This is a genomic window from Micromonospora sp. B9E7, from assembly GCF_039871815.1.
In the GTDB taxonomy this organism is placed as follows: domain Bacteria; phylum Actinomycetota; class Actinomycetes; order Mycobacteriales; family Micromonosporaceae; genus Micromonospora.
In genome coordinates, this window is record NZ_JBDPLX010000006.1 from 197,280 (window position 1) to 213,088 (window position 15,809).

General features: G+C 71.4%; 18 protein-coding genes. 8 read left to right on the forward strand and 10 right to left on the reverse strand.

Going from position 1 to position 15,809, the window contains the following annotated elements; genetic code table 11:
- Positions 1-115: 115 nt before the first annotated feature.
- From tatC to ABGB10_RS12230, 5 genes are all read right to left on the reverse strand, one after another.
- Positions 116-1,069: a twin-arginine translocase subunit TatC gene (gene tatC / locus ABGB10_RS12210; RefSeq protein ID WP_347660979.1), complete on the reverse strand. Its 954-nt coding sequence runs from the start codon at positions 1,067-1,069 to the stop codon at positions 116-118.
- Between the two features lie 18 nt (positions 1,070-1,087).
- On the reverse strand, positions 1,088-1,402 hold the full coding sequence (gene tatA / locus ABGB10_RS12215) for a Sec-independent protein translocase subunit TatA (protein WP_347660980.1): 315 nt from the start codon (positions 1,400-1,402) through the stop codon (positions 1,088-1,090).
- A gap of 159 nt (positions 1,403-1,561) precedes the next feature.
- Positions 1,562-1,807, reverse strand: coding sequence for a hypothetical protein (locus ABGB10_RS12220; protein ID WP_347660981.1), 246 nt, complete (start codon positions 1,805-1,807; stop codon positions 1,562-1,564).
- 10 nt (positions 1,808-1,817) lie between these two features.
- Positions 1,818-2,873, reverse strand: coding sequence for a YafY family protein (locus tag ABGB10_RS12225; RefSeq protein ID WP_347660982.1), 1,056 nt, complete (start codon positions 2,871-2,873; stop codon positions 1,818-1,820).
- A complete protein-coding gene (locus ABGB10_RS12230; RefSeq protein WP_347660983.1) occupies positions 2,870-3,868 on the reverse strand; it encodes a WYL domain-containing protein in 999 nt (332 codons plus the stop codon). Before ABGB10_RS12230 ends, ABGB10_RS12225 begins: the two co-directional genes overlap by 4 nt.
- A gap of 117 nt (positions 3,869-3,985) precedes the next feature.
- On the opposite strand from ABGB10_RS12230, the gene ABGB10_RS12235 reads away from it, so the two are divergent.
- Both ABGB10_RS12235 and ABGB10_RS12240 read left to right on the forward strand, forming a co-directional pair.
- On the forward strand, positions 3,986-4,987 hold the full coding sequence (locus tag ABGB10_RS12235; protein ID WP_347660984.1) for a cation diffusion facilitator family transporter: 1,002 nt from the start codon (positions 3,986-3,988) through the stop codon (positions 4,985-4,987).
- 60 nt (positions 4,988-5,047) lie between these two features.
- Positions 5,048-6,133 (forward strand): DUF3866 family protein, encoded by a 1,086-nt coding sequence (locus tag ABGB10_RS12240; RefSeq protein ID WP_347660985.1) that lies wholly within the window; start codon positions 5,048-5,050, stop codon positions 6,131-6,133.
- 104 nt (positions 6,134-6,237) lie between these two features.
- Here ABGB10_RS12240 and ABGB10_RS12245 read toward each other — a convergent pair whose 3' ends face one another.
- The 4 genes from ABGB10_RS12245 to rfbA all read right to left on the reverse strand — a co-directional run bounded on the left by ABGB10_RS12245 (position 6,238) and on the right by rfbA (position 9,459).
- Positions 6,238-6,432, reverse strand: a complete 195-nt coding sequence (locus ABGB10_RS12245; RefSeq protein WP_347660986.1) for a hypothetical protein — start codon at positions 6,430-6,432, stop codon at positions 6,238-6,240.
- An 80-nt stretch (positions 6,433-6,512) separates the two neighbouring features.
- On the reverse strand, positions 6,513-7,871 hold the full coding sequence (gene pafA / locus ABGB10_RS12250; RefSeq protein WP_124816920.1) for a Pup--protein ligase: 1,359 nt from the start codon (positions 7,869-7,871) through the stop codon (positions 6,513-6,515).
- Positions 7,872-7,939: 68 nt separating this feature from the next.
- The gene (rfbC, locus tag ABGB10_RS12255; protein ID WP_347660987.1) at positions 7,940-8,563 is read right to left on the reverse strand and encodes a dTDP-4-dehydrorhamnose 3,5-epimerase; all 624 of its coding nucleotides are present in this window, start codon (positions 8,561-8,563) and stop codon (positions 7,940-7,942) included.
- Entirely contained in the window at positions 8,560-9,459 is a 900-nt protein-coding gene (rfbA, locus tag ABGB10_RS12260; RefSeq protein WP_347660988.1) for a glucose-1-phosphate thymidylyltransferase RfbA, read from the reverse strand. Before rfbA ends, rfbC begins: the two co-directional genes overlap by 4 nt.
- 89 nt (positions 9,460-9,548) lie before the next feature.
- On the opposite strand from rfbA, the gene rfbB reads away from it, so the two are divergent.
- From rfbB to ABGB10_RS12290, 6 genes are read left to right on the forward strand one after another with little or no spacing between them, the layout of a single operon-like run.
- The gene (rfbB, locus tag ABGB10_RS12265) at positions 9,549-10,550 is read left to right on the forward strand and encodes a dTDP-glucose 4,6-dehydratase (RefSeq protein ID WP_347660989.1); all 1,002 of its coding nucleotides are present in this window, start codon (positions 9,549-9,551) and stop codon (positions 10,548-10,550) included.
- A complete protein-coding gene (gene rfbD / locus ABGB10_RS12270) occupies positions 10,547-11,449 on the forward strand; it encodes a dTDP-4-dehydrorhamnose reductase (RefSeq protein WP_347660990.1) in 903 nt (300 codons plus the stop codon). Before rfbB ends, rfbD begins: the two co-directional genes overlap by 4 nt.
- The gene (locus ABGB10_RS12275) at positions 11,446-11,817 is read left to right on the forward strand and encodes a DUF2304 domain-containing protein (RefSeq protein WP_088989662.1); all 372 of its coding nucleotides are present in this window, start codon (positions 11,446-11,448) and stop codon (positions 11,815-11,817) included. The genes rfbD and ABGB10_RS12275 overlap by 4 nt, the downstream gene beginning before the upstream one ends.
- The gene (locus tag ABGB10_RS12280; protein WP_347660991.1) at positions 11,810-12,511 is read left to right on the forward strand and encodes a glycosyltransferase family 2 protein; all 702 of its coding nucleotides are present in this window, start codon (positions 11,810-11,812) and stop codon (positions 12,509-12,511) included. Before ABGB10_RS12275 ends, ABGB10_RS12280 begins: the two co-directional genes overlap by 8 nt.
- Entirely contained in the window at positions 12,508-13,815 is a 1,308-nt protein-coding gene (locus ABGB10_RS12285) for a polysaccharide biosynthesis protein (RefSeq protein WP_347660992.1), read from the forward strand. Before ABGB10_RS12280 ends, ABGB10_RS12285 begins: the two co-directional genes overlap by 4 nt.
- A gap of 2 nt (positions 13,816-13,817) precedes the next feature.
- Positions 13,818-14,843, forward strand: a complete 1,026-nt coding sequence (locus ABGB10_RS12290) for a glycosyltransferase family 2 protein (protein ID WP_347660993.1) — start codon at positions 13,818-13,820, stop codon at positions 14,841-14,843.
- 93 nt (positions 14,844-14,936) lie between these two features.
- Here the strand turns inward: ABGB10_RS12290 and prcA are convergent, their stop codons facing one another.
- Complete coding sequence (prcA, locus tag ABGB10_RS12295; protein ID WP_347660994.1) at positions 14,937-15,767, reverse strand: proteasome subunit alpha; 831 nt, start codon at positions 15,765-15,767, stop codon at positions 14,937-14,939.
- Positions 15,768-15,809: the final 42 nt, after the last annotated feature.

Genomic DNA, 15,809 nt, shown 5'->3' on the forward strand with positions numbered 1-15,809 from the left:
GTCACCATCAGTCCCGCCGCCGACGCTCGAGGTGACGCCGGCGCTCAAGCTGACAAAGCGACGCCGCCCCCGCGGAACGGGGACGGCGTCGGCTGACCGGGCGGCGCGCAGGCCGTCAGGTCATGTCGTCATAGCGACGCTCGATCGGCGCCGGCTTGGCGATCGGCTCGGGTACGCCGATCGGATCCGCCGCGTCGACCCGCTGCCCGGCCACGACCGGGTCCGCGTCGAACTCCAACGGCGACACCTCGTCGTCGTCGATGCCGGCGTAGACCTCCTTGCCCCGACCCCGCCGCCGGTCGTTGATGAACGCGACACCGACCGCACCGAAGTAGAGCGCGGAGAGACAGAGCGCCAACGCGGTCATCCCGAACGGGTCCGGGGTGGGGGTGACCACCGCGGAGAAGGCGAAGAACACGAAGATCGCCACCCGCCACCAGCTGAGCAGCCGCTTCGCGCTGGCGATGCCGACGAAGTTGAGCATCAGCACGATCAGCGGGAACTCGAACGCCACCCCGAACAGCAGGATCAGATTGGTGACGAACGAGATGTAGCGAGTGACTTCCAGCGTGGTCGAGATGTCATCGCCGGACACGTTCATCAGGAACTCGAGGCCCTTGGCGGTGACGAAGAACGCCAGCACCGCACCGGCGGCGAAGAGCGGCGCCGCCAGGGCCGTGAAGGCGTAGGCGTAGCGCCGCTCGTGCCGGTGCAGACCAGGCGCGATGAACGCCCAGAGCTGGTAGAGCCAGATCGGCGCCGCGATGATCAGGCCCACCCACAGGCCGATCTTCAGGTTCAGCAGGAACAGGTCCGCCGGACCGAGCTGAACGAACAGGCACTTGCCGGTGGCCGGGTCGACCGACCCCGGCAGGTCGCAGTACGGCTTCGACAGCAGCAACCGGACCCGCTCGGCCAGCCAGATGCCGAAGCCGAAGCCGATCATGATTGCCAGCGACGCGCGGAAGAGACGGTTGCGCAGTTCGCGGACGTGCTCGATGAGCGTCATCGAGCCGTCGGCAGCCCGCTCGAACGTGCTCGAGCCGCGCTTGCGCAGTGCGAAGGCCACGGGAGTGGGGCCCTTCGGTCAGTTGTCGCGGACGCGGTGCACCGGGTCGACGACCGGCTGCTGCGTCGGCGCCTGCTGGTACGGCGGCTGCTGCGGCTGGCCGGCGTACGGCGCCTGCTGCCCGGCGTGCGGCGGCAGCGGCTGGTAGCCGGCCTGCGCGTCGGCCTTCTCGGCGAGGTCGCGGTCGTCGTCCTGCAGGCTCTTGGTCTCAGCCTTGATGATCCGCAGCGACCGACCCAGCGAACGGGCCGCGTCGGGGAGCCGCTTCGCACCGAAGAGCAGGATCAGCACAACCACGAGAACAGCGATGTGCCACGGCTTGAGGGCACCCATGAGAAGCTCCAGTCGGTCTGTGTCCGAGGGGTGGTACGCAGCCCATCGTACGTGCGGATCGGCTGCCCGCCACCCGCTGGGTGGTGGTGGTTTGGCCGGGAGGGTGAAGTCTTGACCAACCCGCGATGATCCGTCAACCACCGCCGGGTGCGTACTCGATCAGCCGCGCTTGGCCTTGATCACCGCGAGTCGTCGGGACGTGGTGTCGAGTTGACGCTGCACTCCCTCGGCCCGCTGCTGCAACGCCTCGGCGGTCTCCCGCAGCGCCTCGGCCTCGACGGCCCGACGCTGCAACGCCACGGCGGCGCGACGCAGCCCCGGCAGCCGGCTCAGCACCGGGCGCACGGCCAAGGCGAGCACCACGAGGGGAAGCAGCACCACCGCGAGCACGATCCAGATCAGCACGGCGGTCAGCCTACTGGGTGCGGCCGGCCACCGCCGGGTCACCCGACGGGGCGATCTCCGCGTCGATCTCCGGCTGCCGGGGCGCGGCGGTCGGCGCGGGCACGGCGTACGCGTCCAGCGCGGCGGCGGCCGTCGCCCGGACCTGCTCGGCCAGCTCGACCGGGGCGACCACGGTGACCTCCGGGCCGAGACCCAGCACGAACCGGCGAGCCCACCTCAGGTCGGTGACCCGCAGGGAGACGAGCCACTGGTCGCCGTCGCCGGCCTCCACCCGCTCGCACGGGTAGTACTCGGTGATCCACCGTTCGCTGCGGCCGATGCGCAGCGTGATCAGCGGCAGGTCGGGCGACGGGCGGAACACGCCCTCGGTGAGGTCGTGCGGGACAGCCTGCGGCGGCACCGTGGCCGCCTCGTCCAGCTCGGTGATGGCGTCGATCCGGTCGGCCCGGAACAGCCGGACCGCCTCCGCGCGCCGACACCACGCCTCCACGTACGCCCGGCCGCCGACCATGAGCATCCGCAGTGGGTCGATGACACGGTCGGTGGTCTCGTCCCGGGCGGCCGTGTAGTAGGTGATCCGCAGCGCCTTCCCGCCCTCGACGGCGGCACGCAGCGCCTCGACCCGCGGGGTGTCCCCGGGCAACCGGACCGCCACCGGGGCGCCCACCAGGTCACCGGCGGCCTCGATCTTGGCGAGGGCCCGTTCGACGGCCTCCCGGTTGGCGACCCCGGGCGTCTCGGCGAGCATCCGCAGCGCCACCACCAGGGCGAGGGCCTCGTCGGGGGTGAGCCGCAGCGGCCGGTCGATGCCGGCGTCGTAGGTGATGGTCACCCGGTCACCGTCGAACGCCATGTCGATCAGGTCACCAGGACCGTAACCGGGCAACCCGCACACCCAGAGCAGCTCCAGGTCCTCCCGGAGCTGCCGCTCGGTGACGCCCAGGTCACCGGCCGCCTCGGCGATCTCGATGCCGGGTCGGGCCAGCAGGTAGGGCACCAGGTTGAGCAGTCGGGCCAACCGGTCCGCCGAGGCGCGGGAGCCGCCCCGGGCGGCGGGGCGGGTCACCGGGCACCCCCGGTGCCGGCCAGCTCGTCGTGTCGGACGGCGATCTCCTTGAGTCGTTGGATGACCGCCTCGCGGACCTCCGGTGGGTCGAGCACCCGCACGTCCGGGCCGTAGCCGACGAGGTGACCGGCCAGCCCGTCGGGATCCGCGTACGGCAGGACCAGCCGGTCGCCGTCCGGCCCGGTGGTCACCTCCACCGCCCAGCGGCGCAGCCCGGCGGCCCGGCCCGGCGCGGCCAGGACGGTGGCCCGGCCGGTGCGTTCCACCGGACCCGACCAGCGGGCCACGTGACTGATCAGGTCGACGTTGGCCGGCGGCTCGTACGCCCCGGGTGCACCGGTCACCCGGACCGCGCCGACGACCCGGGACAGCCGGAAGCAGCGGGTCGCATCCCGGTCCTGGTCGTGGCCGACCACGTACCACCGGCCGCGCCAGCAGACCACGCCCCACGGCTGCAGCCGCCGACGGCTCGGCGCGTCACGGTCAGGCACCCGGTAGTCGAAGCCGACCTCGCGGCGGTCCCGGGCGGCGGCGGTCAGCGGCGCGAACGCCGGGTCGACCGTGACCATCGGCTCCAGGCCGAGGGTGGCCTGCGGGTCCACGTCCACCCCGGCGGCGCGCAGCTTGGCCAGCCCGGAGGACGCGGCGGCGGCCAGCCCGGCGTGCTGCCACAGCCGTGCGGCGATGCCGACGGCGGCGGCCTCGTCCGGCTCCAGGAGGATGTCGGGCAACGCGTACTCGCGGTGGGCGATCCGGTAACCGGGCTCGGCGTCGAAGGCGCTCGCCGTGCCGGTTTCCAGTGGCACACCGAGTTCGCGCAGCTCGGCCTTGTCCCGTTCGAACTTGCGTTGGAACGCCTCGTGGTCGCGCGCGTCGTCCGGATCGTGCTCGTAGCCGGGCACGGTCGCGGCGATCTGCGCGGCGGTCAGGAACCGTCGCGTGGACAGGAGGCAGATCACCAGGTTGACCAGGCGTTCGGTGCGGGTCCGCGACACGCGGTAGACGCTAGCAGCCGACGCGCCCACGACGTGCACCCGCGCGGGCGTGCCGCACACTTGTTCGGATCGGTGCTCCCCCGGCGCGTCGTGGTCTCCGGTCATAGGGTGAGGCTCATGTCGCAAGCGGAGGCCAGGCCCGAGAGCGAGAGCGTCGGCACCGTGATCGTCGCGGGCGCCGCCAACCTCGCCATCGCGGTCGCCAAGCTGATCGCCGGGGTGATCTCCGGGTCGGCCGCGATGCTCTCCGAGGCCGCGCACTCGTTCGCCGACACCACCACCGAGGTACTGCTCTACCAGGCGCTGCGCCGCGGCTCCCGGCCGGCGGACCAGCGGCACCCCTTCGGGTACGGCAAGGAGAGCTACGTCTGGGCGTTCTTCGCGGCGATGTTCACCTTCGTCGCCGGCGCCGGATTCGCCGTCACCCACGGCGTCACCACGATCCTGGTGCACAAGCACAGCGGGGACTACCTGATCTCGTACATCGTGCTCGGGGTGTCGTTCGTCATCGAGTCGATCTCCCTCACCCGGGCCGTGCGCCAGGTTCGCCGTGAGTCCCGACGCTGGCAGACCACCCCCCGGCGGTTCCTACGACTGACCGCCGACACCACCGTCAAGGCGGTCTTCCTGGAGGACAGCGCGGCCCTGATCGGTCTGCTGCTGGCCGGGCTCGGCGTCGGCCTCTCGCACGCCACCGGCGACGAGGTGTGGGACGGCGTCGCGTCGATCCTGATCGGGCTGCTGCTGCTGACGGTCGCCGGGATCCTCGCCGCCAACAACCTGTCGCTGCTGGTCGGTCGGGCGGTCCCGGAACGACTGCGCCGTGAGATCGAGCAGGAACTGGCCGGGCTGCCCGAGGTGGAGCGCATCGACACCCTCTTGACCATGCAACTCGGCCCGGACGACATCCTGGTCGCCGCGAAGGTCGACTTCCGCGACGAGGCCACCGGCGCGGAGATCGAGACCACCGCCGACGAGGCCGAGCGGCGCCTCACCGGCCGGTACCCGGAGATCCGCTTCGTCTTCCTCGATCCCACCCGCTCGCTGCCGGGGGCCACCGGCACCGCCCGGCACACCCAGACCGGGCCGGCCCCGGACGCCGGCCCCGACCTGACCTGATCCACGCCACCGCCGCACCCGGGCGCGGGCCGTCGGGCCCGCGCGGCTAGCGTGCCCGTCATGGTGCGATGGCGTACGGGGACGGTGGCGACGCTGCGACGGCAGTGGACCGGGGCGGTGGAGCTGGACGTCGACCTGCCCGACGGCACGCGCATGCGGGCGCTGGCCTATCCCGAGCTGGTCGGCACGCCGGAGCCCGGCGACCGGGTGCTGCTCAACGCCGGTGCGCTGCTGATGGGGTTGGGCACCGGCGGGTACGCCCTGGTGGTGGCCCTGCCGGACCGGCTGCCGCCGGACCCTGCGTCGGTCGGCGACACCCGCGACGCCGGGCACCTGGTGAAGGCCCGCTACACGCCGTTGCAGCCGATCCTGCTCGGCGTGGACGAGGAGGCGTCACCGCACCGCGACGTGCTGGCCGACGCGGACGACCTGGGCGGACTACCGGTGGTCACCGCCGACCTGCACTCGGCGCTACCGGCGATCCTGGCCGGCATCCGGGCCGACGCCCCGCGGGCGCGGGTGGCGTACCTGCTCACCGACGGTGGGGCCCTGCCCGCCTGGTTCTCCCGCACCCTCGCCGGGCTGCGCGGTGAACTGGCCGGCACGATCACCGTCGGGCAGGCGTTCGGCGGCGACCTGGAGGCCACCACCCTGCACGGCGGTCTGCTCGCCGCCCGGTACGTGCTGCACGCCGACGTGGCGATCGTGGCGCAGGGACCGGGCAACCTGGGCACCGGCACCCGGTGGGGTTTCTCCGGCGTCGCCGTCGGCGAGGCGATCAACGCGATCGCCACGCTGGGCGGCCGGCCGATCGCCTCGTTGCGCATCTCCGACGCCGACCCCCGCCCTCGACACCGGGGCGTGTCGCACCACAGCCTGACCGCGTACGGCCGGGTGGCGCTCGCCCCGGCGGAGCTGGTGGTGCCCGACGACCTGGACCCGGGCCTTGCCGCCGAGGTGGACGCGTCGCTGGCGCCCCTGACGGCCCGACACCGGATCGTCCGGGTGCCCACCGCAGGTCTCGACGCCGCGTTGCGGGCCAGCGCCGTGCCGCTGTCCACGATGGGCCGGGGCCTCGACGCCGACCACGCCTACTTCCTGGCCGCAGCCGCCGCCGGCCGCCACGCCACAACCCACCTCCCCTGACCCACCTGTCGATCAAAGTTGTCGCCCTACTCCTCGCCGTGTCGCGGCGACAACTTCATGATCGACGCGAGCGGAGGATGGGTGGGGACCGGGAGGGGTGGGGGTCAGGCCAGGAAGATCAGGGCGAGCCAGCCGCCCACGATGAGCGCCAGCGCCAGGGCCAGCACCCACGTCGGCACGGTGTATTCACCGCGTCGGTTGCGGTCGATCTCGGCGCGGATCTTCTCCCGCCGGCGTTCGATCCAGTTCTGCCGCTCGGTGCCGCGCTCGGAGCGGTCGGAAGGTCCAGAAGTCGTCATGGCGCGCTCAGCTTAACCGCACAGTGCGCCGGGCTGACCGGCCCCGTCGGCTCACGCTGCCGCCGGGGCCGGCACACCGGTCACATGCTGGCGATCAGCCGCTCCACCCGCTCGTCGTACGCCCGGAACGGGTCCTTGCAGAGCACGGTGCGTTGCGCCTGGTCGTTGAGCTTCAGGTGCACCCAGTCGACGGTGAAGTCGCGCCGCTTCTCCTGGGCGTGCCGGATGAACTCGCCGCGCAGCCGCGCCCGCGTGGTCTGCGGCGGCGTCTCCTTGGCCTCGAAGATCTCCGGGTCGGTGGCCACCCGATCGACCTCACCGCGGCGCTCCAACAGCCCGTAGAGACCGCGACCGCGACGCACGTCGTGGTAGGCCAGATCCATCTGCGCCACCCGGGGGTGCGACAACGGCAGGTCGTGCTTGCGCTGGTAGCGCTCGATCAGCCGCAGCTTGCTGACCCAGTCGATCTCCCGGGAGACCGGTTCCAGGTCACCGCTCTCCACCGCGTTCAACACCCGTCCCCACAGCTCGACGACCCGCTTGGCGGCCTGGTCGCCACCGCGTCGCTCGACGAACTCGGTGGCCTTGGACAGGTATTCCTGCTGGATGTCCAGGGCGCTGACCTCCTTGCCGTTGGCCAGCCGCACCTTGCGCCGGCCGGTGATGTCGTGCGACACCTCCCGGATCGCCCGGATCGGGTTCTCCAGGGACAGGTCGCGCATCACCACCCCGGCCTCGATCATCCGCAGCACGATGTCGGCGGTGCCGACCTTGAGCAGCGTGGTGACCTCGTTCATGTTGGAGTCACCGACGATCACGTGCAGCCGCCGGTAGCGCTCGGCGTCGGCGTGCGGCTCGTCGCGGGTGTTGATGATCGGGCGGCTGCGGGTGGTCGCCGAGGAGACGCCCTCCCAGATGTGCTCGGCCCGCTGCGACAGGCAGTAGACCGCGCCGCGCGGGGTCTGCAGGACCTTGCCGGCCCCGCAGATCAACTGCCGGGTGACCAGGAACGGGATGAGCACGTCGGCCAGCCGGCCGAACTCGCCGTGTCGGGAGACCAGGTAGTTCTCGTGACAGCCGTACGAGTTGCCGGCCGAGTCGGTGTTGTTCTTGAACAGGTAGATCTCACCCGCGATGCCCTCGTCGTGCAGTCGCTTCTCCGCGTCGACGAGCAGGCCCTCCAGGATCCGCTCGCCGGCCCGGTCGTGGGCGACCAGATCGGTCACCGAGTCGCACTCCGGCGTGGCGTACTCCGGATGCGACCCGACGTCCAGGTAGAGCCGGGCCCCATTACGCAGGAAGACGTTGCTCGACCGACCCCAGGACACCACGCGCCGGAAAAGATAGCGCGCGACCTCGTCCGGGGACAGTCGCCGCTGCCCGCGATAGGTGCAGGTGACGCCGTACTCGGTCTCGAGGCCGAAGATTCGCCGCTCCATGGTGTGACATTAGCCGCCCGGAGGCCCGGTTCGTCACTGTCACACCACAGGTCGTGCTCCGGGTGCGGTCACATACCGGTTGAGTGCGACATTCCGTCCGGCCCGAGGCTCGCCACGAACCGCTGGCAGTTGTCGTACTCCGGCAGCAGACCTTGCTCTCGGGCCTGGCCGAGGGTCGGCGCCGCGTCGTCGCGCGCGGACAGCAACGGGACGTCGGCGGGCCACTCGATGCCCAACTCCTCGTCCAGCGGGTGCACCGCGTGCTCACCGGTCGGGTTGTAGGTGGCCGAGCAGAGGTAGCTCAGCGTCGCGTCGTCGGTCAGCGCGCAGAAACCGTGTCCCAGCCCCTCGCTGAGGTAGACCGCCCGACGGTCGGTGTCGTCCAGCCGGACGCCCTCCCAGCGGCCGAAGGTCGGCGAGCCGACCCGCAGGTCCACGATCACGTCGAGGACCGCGCCGCGGACGCACGTCACGTACTTGGCCTGCCCGGGCGGAACGTCGGCGAAGTGGATGCCGCGCACCACGCCTCGCGCCGAGACCGACAGGTTGGCCTGGGCCAACCGCAGGGGGTGCCCCACCGCCTCGGCGAGTTTGTCGAAGCGGTACCACTCCATGAACATGCCGCGCGGGTCGCCGTGCTGCTGGGGGGTGATCTCCCAGGCGCCCTCGATGCTCAGCTCCCGGATCTTCACCACGCGCCCCCGTGCTGGCCGGTCGGAGCGTCCGGGTCGGCCAGCAGGCCGAGCAGGTAGTCGCCGTAGCCGCTCTTGGTCAACGGCGTGGCGAGCGCGCGCAGCTGGTCGTCGTCGATCAGGCCGGCCCGCCAGGCCACCTCCTCGACGCAGCCGATCTTCAGTCCCTGCCGCTCCTCGACGACCCGGACGAACTCGGCCGCCTGCATCATCGAGGTGAACGTGCCGGTGTCCAGCCAGGCGGTGCCGCGATCCAGCACGGTCACCGACAGCTCGCCGGTCTCCCGGTACGCCTCGTTGACCGCCGTGATCTCCAGCTCGCCGCGGGCGCTCGGAGTGAGCTTGCGGGCGATGTCCACTACCCGGTTGTCGTAGAAGTACAGGCCGGGCACCGCGTAGCGGGACTTCGGCCGGGCCGGCTTCTCCTCGATCGAACGCACCCGCCCGGCGTCGTCGAAGTCGACCACGCCGTACTCCTGCGGGTTGGCCACCTGGTAGGCGAAGACCCGCCCGCCGACCGGGTCGGCGTTCTTGGCGAGCTGCCGGCCCAGACCGACGCCGTGGAAGATGTTGTCGCCCAGGATCAGCGCCACCGAGTCGGCGCCGATGAAGTCCGCACCGAGGATGAACGCCTGCGCGATGCCCTCCGGACGCTCCTGGGTGGTGTACTCCAGTCGCAGCCCCAACTGGCTGCCGTCGCCGAGCAGCCGGCGGAACTGGTCCTGATCCTCCGGAGTGGTGATCACCAGGATCTCCCGGACCCCGGACATCATCAGGGTGGAGAGCGGGTAGTACACCATCGGCTTGTCGAAGATCGGCATCAGCTGCTTCGAGACCGCCCGGGTGATCGGCCAGAGCCGCGAACCGGTGCCGCCGGCAAGTAGGATTCCACGCACCCGGAGAGCCTAGCCGGACAGCCGCCGGACGCGCCGGGGGGTCATGCCTCGATCGGTGCCCCGAACATTTCGCGTAGACTTCCCGACCCGTGAGGATCCTCGTCACCGGCGGAGCCGGATTCATCGGGTCGGAATACGTTCGCCTGCTGCTGGGCAAGCCCCTCGGCAGCGCCGAAGGGGTGCCGCCACTCGAGCCGGCGGTCGTGACCGTGCTCGACAAGCTGACCTACTCGGGCAACCTGGCCAACCTCGACCCCGTACGCGACGACCCACGACTGCGGTTCGTGCAGGGCGACATCTGCGACCCCGTCGTGGTCGACGAGGTCGTGGCCGACCACGACGTGATCGTGCACTTCGCGGCCGAATCGCACGTCGACCGCTCCATCGCCGGCGCCGCGCCGTTCGTCACCACCAACGTGCTGGGCACCCAGACCCTGCTCGACGCCGCGCTGCGCCACCGCACCGGCCGCTTCGTGCACGTGTCCACCGACGAGGTCTACGGCTCCATCGACGAGGGCTCCTGGACCGAGACGTGGCCCCTGGCGCCGAACTCCCCCTACTCGGCGTCCAAGGCCGGCTCCGACCTGCTTGCCCTGGCCTACCACCGCACCCACGGCATGGACGTCGTCGTCACCCGCTGCTCCAACAACTACGGCCCCTACCAGTTCCCCGAGAAGGTCATCCCGCTGTTCGTCAGCAACCTTCTCGACGGCGGCACCGTCCCCCTCTACGGTGACGGCGGCAACATCCGCGACTGGCTGCACGTGCACGACCACTGCCGCGGCATCGCCCTGGTCCAGCAGAAGGGTCGCGCCGGCGAGGTCTACAACATCGGCGGCGGCACCGAGTTGACCAACAAGGAACTCACCGGCCTGCTCCTGGACGCCTGCGGCGCCGGCTGGGACCGCGTCGTCCCGGTCACCGACCGCAAGGGCCACGACCGCCGCTACTCCCTCGACATCACCAAGATCAACCAAGAGCTCGGCTACTCCCCCAGCATCACCCTCGACCGGGGCCTCGCCGACACCGTCGCGTGGTACCGCGACAACCGCGCCTGGTGGGAACCTCTCAAGCCCGCACCCACCGCATGACCCGACTGGTCGTCACCGGCCTGCTCGTCACCGGCGCCGGCGGAATGCTCGGCCGGGACCTGGTCACCGTGCTGCACGCCCGCTCCGACCTCAAGGTGACCGCAGCCACCCGTGCCGACCTGGACATCACCGATCCCGCCGCCGTCCGCGCCGCTGTTCGCGAGCACGACATCGTGATCAACACTGCGGCGTGGACCGACGTCGACGACGCCGAGGGCAACGAGGCGGCAGCCACCGCGGTCAACGGCGACGGCGTGGCGAACCTCGCGTCGGCGTGCGCGGCCAGCGGCGCGCAGTTGGTCCAGGTCTCCACCGACTACGTCCTCGCCGGGGACAGGCGTACCCCCTATCCGGAGGACGCGCCCACCGCGCCGGTCAACGCCTACGGCCGGAGCAAGTTGGTCGGCGAGCAGGCCGTCACCCGGCTACTGCCCGCCACCGGGTACGTGGTGCGCAGCGCCTGGCTGTACGGGGCGCACGGGCCGAACTTCGTGACCACCCTGCTCCGGCTCGCCGAGCAGCGGGAGCGCATCGACGTGGTCGACGACCAACGCGGCCAGCCCACCTGGTCCTTCCGGCTCGCCGAGCAGCTCGTCGCCTTCGTCGACGCAGCTCTGGGCGGTCGGGCCGCTCCCGGCGTCTACCACAGCACCTGCGCCGGCCAGACGACCTGGTACGGGCTGGCCCGCGCCGTGTTCGCGTTGACCGGTCTCGACCCGGAGCGGATTCGACGCACCTCCAGCGACCGGTATCCTCGTCCTGCTCCCCGACCGGCGTACAGTGTGCTGTCGCACAGCCGTTGGACGGCCGCGGGCCTGCCGTCGCTCCCGGACTGGCATGCCACCCTCATCGACGCTTTCAACTCCCCCGCTCCGCCCGTTCCGTGGAAGGTCGCATGAAACTCACCCTCGTCACCGGCCTGACCGGCCTGATATTGCTGGCCACGATCGTCGAGCTGCTGCGCCGTCGGCAGCTCCGCGAGAAGTACGGCATGCTCTGGCTCGGCGTCCTGGTGATCGTCATTCCGCTGTCGCTCTTCCCCCGCCTGTTGGACAACGTCGCCGAACTGCTCGGCGTCGCCTCCGGTGTGAGCCTCGTGCTCTTCCTCGGCATCGTCTTCCTGCTGCTGGTCTGCGTGCACCTCAGCTGGGAGGTCAGCCACCTGGAAGAGGAGACCCGCACCCTGGCAGAAGACTTCGCCCTGCTCCGCGCCGAGATCGACGCGGACCGGGCGGCCCGAGACGAACTGGTGTCCCACGATGGTTAACGGCAAGCGGGTCCTCATCATCATCCCGGCGCTCAACGAGTCCGGCTCGATCGCCGACGTGGTCCACGAGGTCCGCGGCGAGCTGCCCGGCGTCGACGTGCTCGTCGTCGACGACGGCTCCACCGACCGCACCGCCGCGGTCGCCGCCGCCGCCGGCGCCCGGGTCGCCAAACTGCCGTACAACCTCGGTGTCGGTGGTGCCATGCGGTGCGGCTACCGCTACGCCCGCGACCACGACTACGACGTCGCGATCCAGGTCGACGCGGACGGCCAGCACGACCCCCGGTACGTGCCGAAGCTCGTCGACCTGCTCGACGAGACCGACCTGGTGATCGGCGCACGGTTCGCCGGCGAGGGTGACTACACCGTCCGCGGCCCCCGCCGCTGGGCGATGATCATGCTCTCCGGCGTGCTGTCCCGCGTCGCGCACACCAAGCTCACCGACACGACCTCGGGGTTCCGGGCCGCCAACCGTCGGGTGATCGACATGTTCGCCACCTGGTACCCGGTCGAGTACCTGGGCGACACGGTGGAGACGTTGGTGCACACCGCCCGACGCGGTTACAAGATCCGCCAGGTGCCGGTGGCCATGCGCAAGCGGATGGCGGGCACCCCCAGCCAGTCCCCCGCCAAGGCCATGATCTACCTCGGCCGGGCCTTCGCCGTCCTCACGTTGGCACTCATTCGCCGGTGATCCGCAGGCTTTTGAGTCTGGTCCCACCGGGCACCGTCGCCGTCGGCGCCGGTCTCGCCCTGCTGGGGTTGGCCTCCTACGTCCACCTGGCCGTCGCCGGGCACAGCCTCACCGAGGCGGACTACTCGTCCCTCTCGGTGCTCTGGTCGATCGTCTTCACCCTGGGCATCGGCCTGTTCATGCCTGTGGAACAGGAAGTCGCCCGACTCGTCGCCGCCCGGCACAGCCAGGGCCTTCCCCCCGGGCCGGTCCTGGCCCGGGGGGCGGTCCTGGCCGCCGGCCTGCTCGCCGCCATGGTCGCGCTGATCATCGCCGCCCGGGAGCCGCTCGCCGACCGTCTCTTCGACGGCGACGGCACCATGGTCACCGTCCTGATCGGTTCGTTGGCCGGGCTCGCCATCGCGCACACCACCCGTGGCGTCCTGTCCGGCCTGCAACTGTTCCCCTGGTACGGCACCCAGCTCGGCATCGACGGCGGCCTGCGGATCGTGCTCGTCGCCGTGCTCGGCCTGACCGGTGTGACCAACCCGGTCTGGTTCGGCGCGGTGCTCGTCGTCGCGCCGATCGCCGGCGTCATCCTCACCGCGCCGCCGGTGTTGCGCGCCATCGGTGGCGGCACACCCATGGCCTGGGCGCCCCTGCTGCGCGGCCTCGGCCTGCTCATCGTCTCCAGCCTGCTCGCCCAGGTCGTGGTCAACATCGGCGTGATCAACGTCAAGGTCCTGGACCCGTCCGACGTGGCGACCGCCGGCGCGCTGCTCTCCGCGCTGGTGCTGGTGCGGATTCCGCTGTTCGTCTTCGCGTCGCTGCAGGCGTCACTGCTGCCGGGTCTCGCCACCACAGCCACCACCGGTGACCTGGCCGGCTTCCACAGCCTGCTGCGCCGGGCCCTCGGCATCGTCACCGCGCTCGGCCTCACCGGCGCCGTGGGTGCCGTGCTGCTCGGTCCGTGGCTGGTGCAGACCCTCTTCGACGCTCCCGGCGTCCTCGGCCACGGCGACTTCGCCTGGCTCGCCGTCGCCACCCTCGCCTACCTGTGGGCGATGGTCCTCGGGCAGGCGCTGCTCGCGCTCGACCGGCACCGGGCACAGGCCCTCGCCTGGGCCGTCGGGGTGGCCGCCCTCGTCCTCGCCACGCTCGCACCGGTCGCCACCGCGCTGCGGGTGGAGCTCGGCTACGCCATCGGGTCGGTCGTCGTCGCCGCCACCATGGCCGTCCTGCTGCGCAACCGCACCCTCCGCCCGGTGCCCACCCACACCCCTCCCCTCGAGGCTGTCACGCCGGGAGTGACCGGAGGACCCTGATCATGGCACCACCTCGGATCACCGTGGTCATGCTGGCCTACGGCCCCGAGCCGTACCTGGTCGACGCTGCCCGCGCCGTCCTCGCCAGCACCGACGTCACGGTCGAGCTGATCGTCGTCGACAACGGCTGCACCGGCGACGGCATCGACGCCGTGACGAACCTCCCCCGGGTACGCGTGTTGTCCCCCGAGCACAACACCGGCTACGCCGGCGGCTGCGACGTCGGCGCCGCCGAAGCGACCGGCGACTGGCTCGCCTTCGTCAACTCCGACGCGATCGTCGCACCCGACGCCCTCGCCAAGATCACCGAGGTGGCCGCCGAGGACGGCGTGGGTGCCGCGATGGCGTCCATCCGCCTCGCCGACCAACCCGAGCTGATCAACACCGCCGGCAACCCACTGCACTTCGCCGGTCTCTCCTGGGCGGGCGGCAACGGCGAGCCCGCCACCGCCCACGCCCACCGTCGCTCGGTGCCGTCACTGAGCGGCTGCTGCTTCGTCATCGACCGGCGCCTCTGGCGCGAACTCGACGGCTTCGCCCCCGAGTACTTCGCCTACCACGAGGACACCGAACTGAGCGTGCGGCTGCGCCAACGCGGCCTGCGCCTGGAGTACGTACCGGACGCCGTGGTACGCCACCACTACGAGTTCTCCCGCAACGCACTCAAGCTCTACCTGGTCGAACGCAACCGGCTGGTCACCCTGCTCACCACCTACCAGGCCCGTACCCTCGCGGTGCTCGCCCCCGCGCTGCTGCTCACCGAAGCCGCGATGCTCACGAACGCGCTGACCGCCGGCTGGGCCCGACACAAGATCCGCGGATGGCGCTGGCTGTGGCAGCACCGGGGCTGGGTGCGCAGCCGCCGCCGGCAACTCCAGGCCGAACGCCGAGTGCCCGACGGCGTCATCGCCGAGCTGATGACCGGTCGGCTTCCCCCGACCGGCGTCACCACCCCTGGGTTGGGTGCCTTCAACATCCTGGCCGGGGCCTACTGGAGCCTCGCCAAGCCACTGCTCAAGCGCCACTGACCGGCTACGGCGCGCGACGTCGGCCCCGCCCAGAGGAGAACGTGCTGCGGCGGGCGGCCGATGGAACTCAGCCGCCCGCCGTTCTGGCCGGTGCTACTTGCCGTCCGCCGGCTTGTCCTCCAGGTCGGCGGAGCCCGCCGACGTCGTCGGCTTGTGTGCCTCCGTAGTCGGCTGCGACGGCGTGTCGGGGCCGCCCGCCTCCGCCGGCTGCTCCGCGGCGGCCACATCGCCGTCCAGCAGGGCGGTCAGCGCGGCACCGGTGATCCGGCGGAACGTGCGCCCGACCCGGTGGCGGTCCAGCACCGCCACCTCGAGCTGGTTGGCGGCGATCGTGCGGGCGGCGCCGCCCTCACCACCAACAGTGCTCAACGCCTGCACCGCCACCCGGGCCGCCTCACCGAGAGACATGTCCGCCCGGTGCTGCGACTTCAACACACCGGTGATCGCCTCGGCCTGACCACCCATGGCCATCCGCCCCGGCTCGTCGTTGACCGAGCCGTCGTACGTCAACCGGTACAGCTCGTCGTCGTCCGCGGTGGCCCCGACCTCCGCCACGCAGATCTCCACCTCGAACGGCTTCGACTGCTCCGTGAAGATCGCGCCGAGCGTCTGCGCGAACGCGTTGGCCAGGGCTCGGCCGGTGACGTCACGCCGGTCGTAGCTGAGCCCGTTCAGGTCGGCCATCCGCACGCCGGCGCGGCGCAGATTCTCGAACTCGTTGTACCGGCCGACCGCGGCGAAGCCGATCCGGTCGTAGATCTCGCTGACCTTGTGCAGGGCACTGGAGAGGTTCTCCGCGACGAAGAGCACCCCGCCGGAGTAACTGAGGACCACCGCGCTGCGACCCCGAGCGATGCCCTTGCGGGCCAGCTCGGAGCGATCGCGCATGATCTGTTCGGGCGAGGCGTAGAACTGCATGGCCACGGCGGCGGTTCTCCTTACGGCGCTGTGCTGACGACTGCTGAC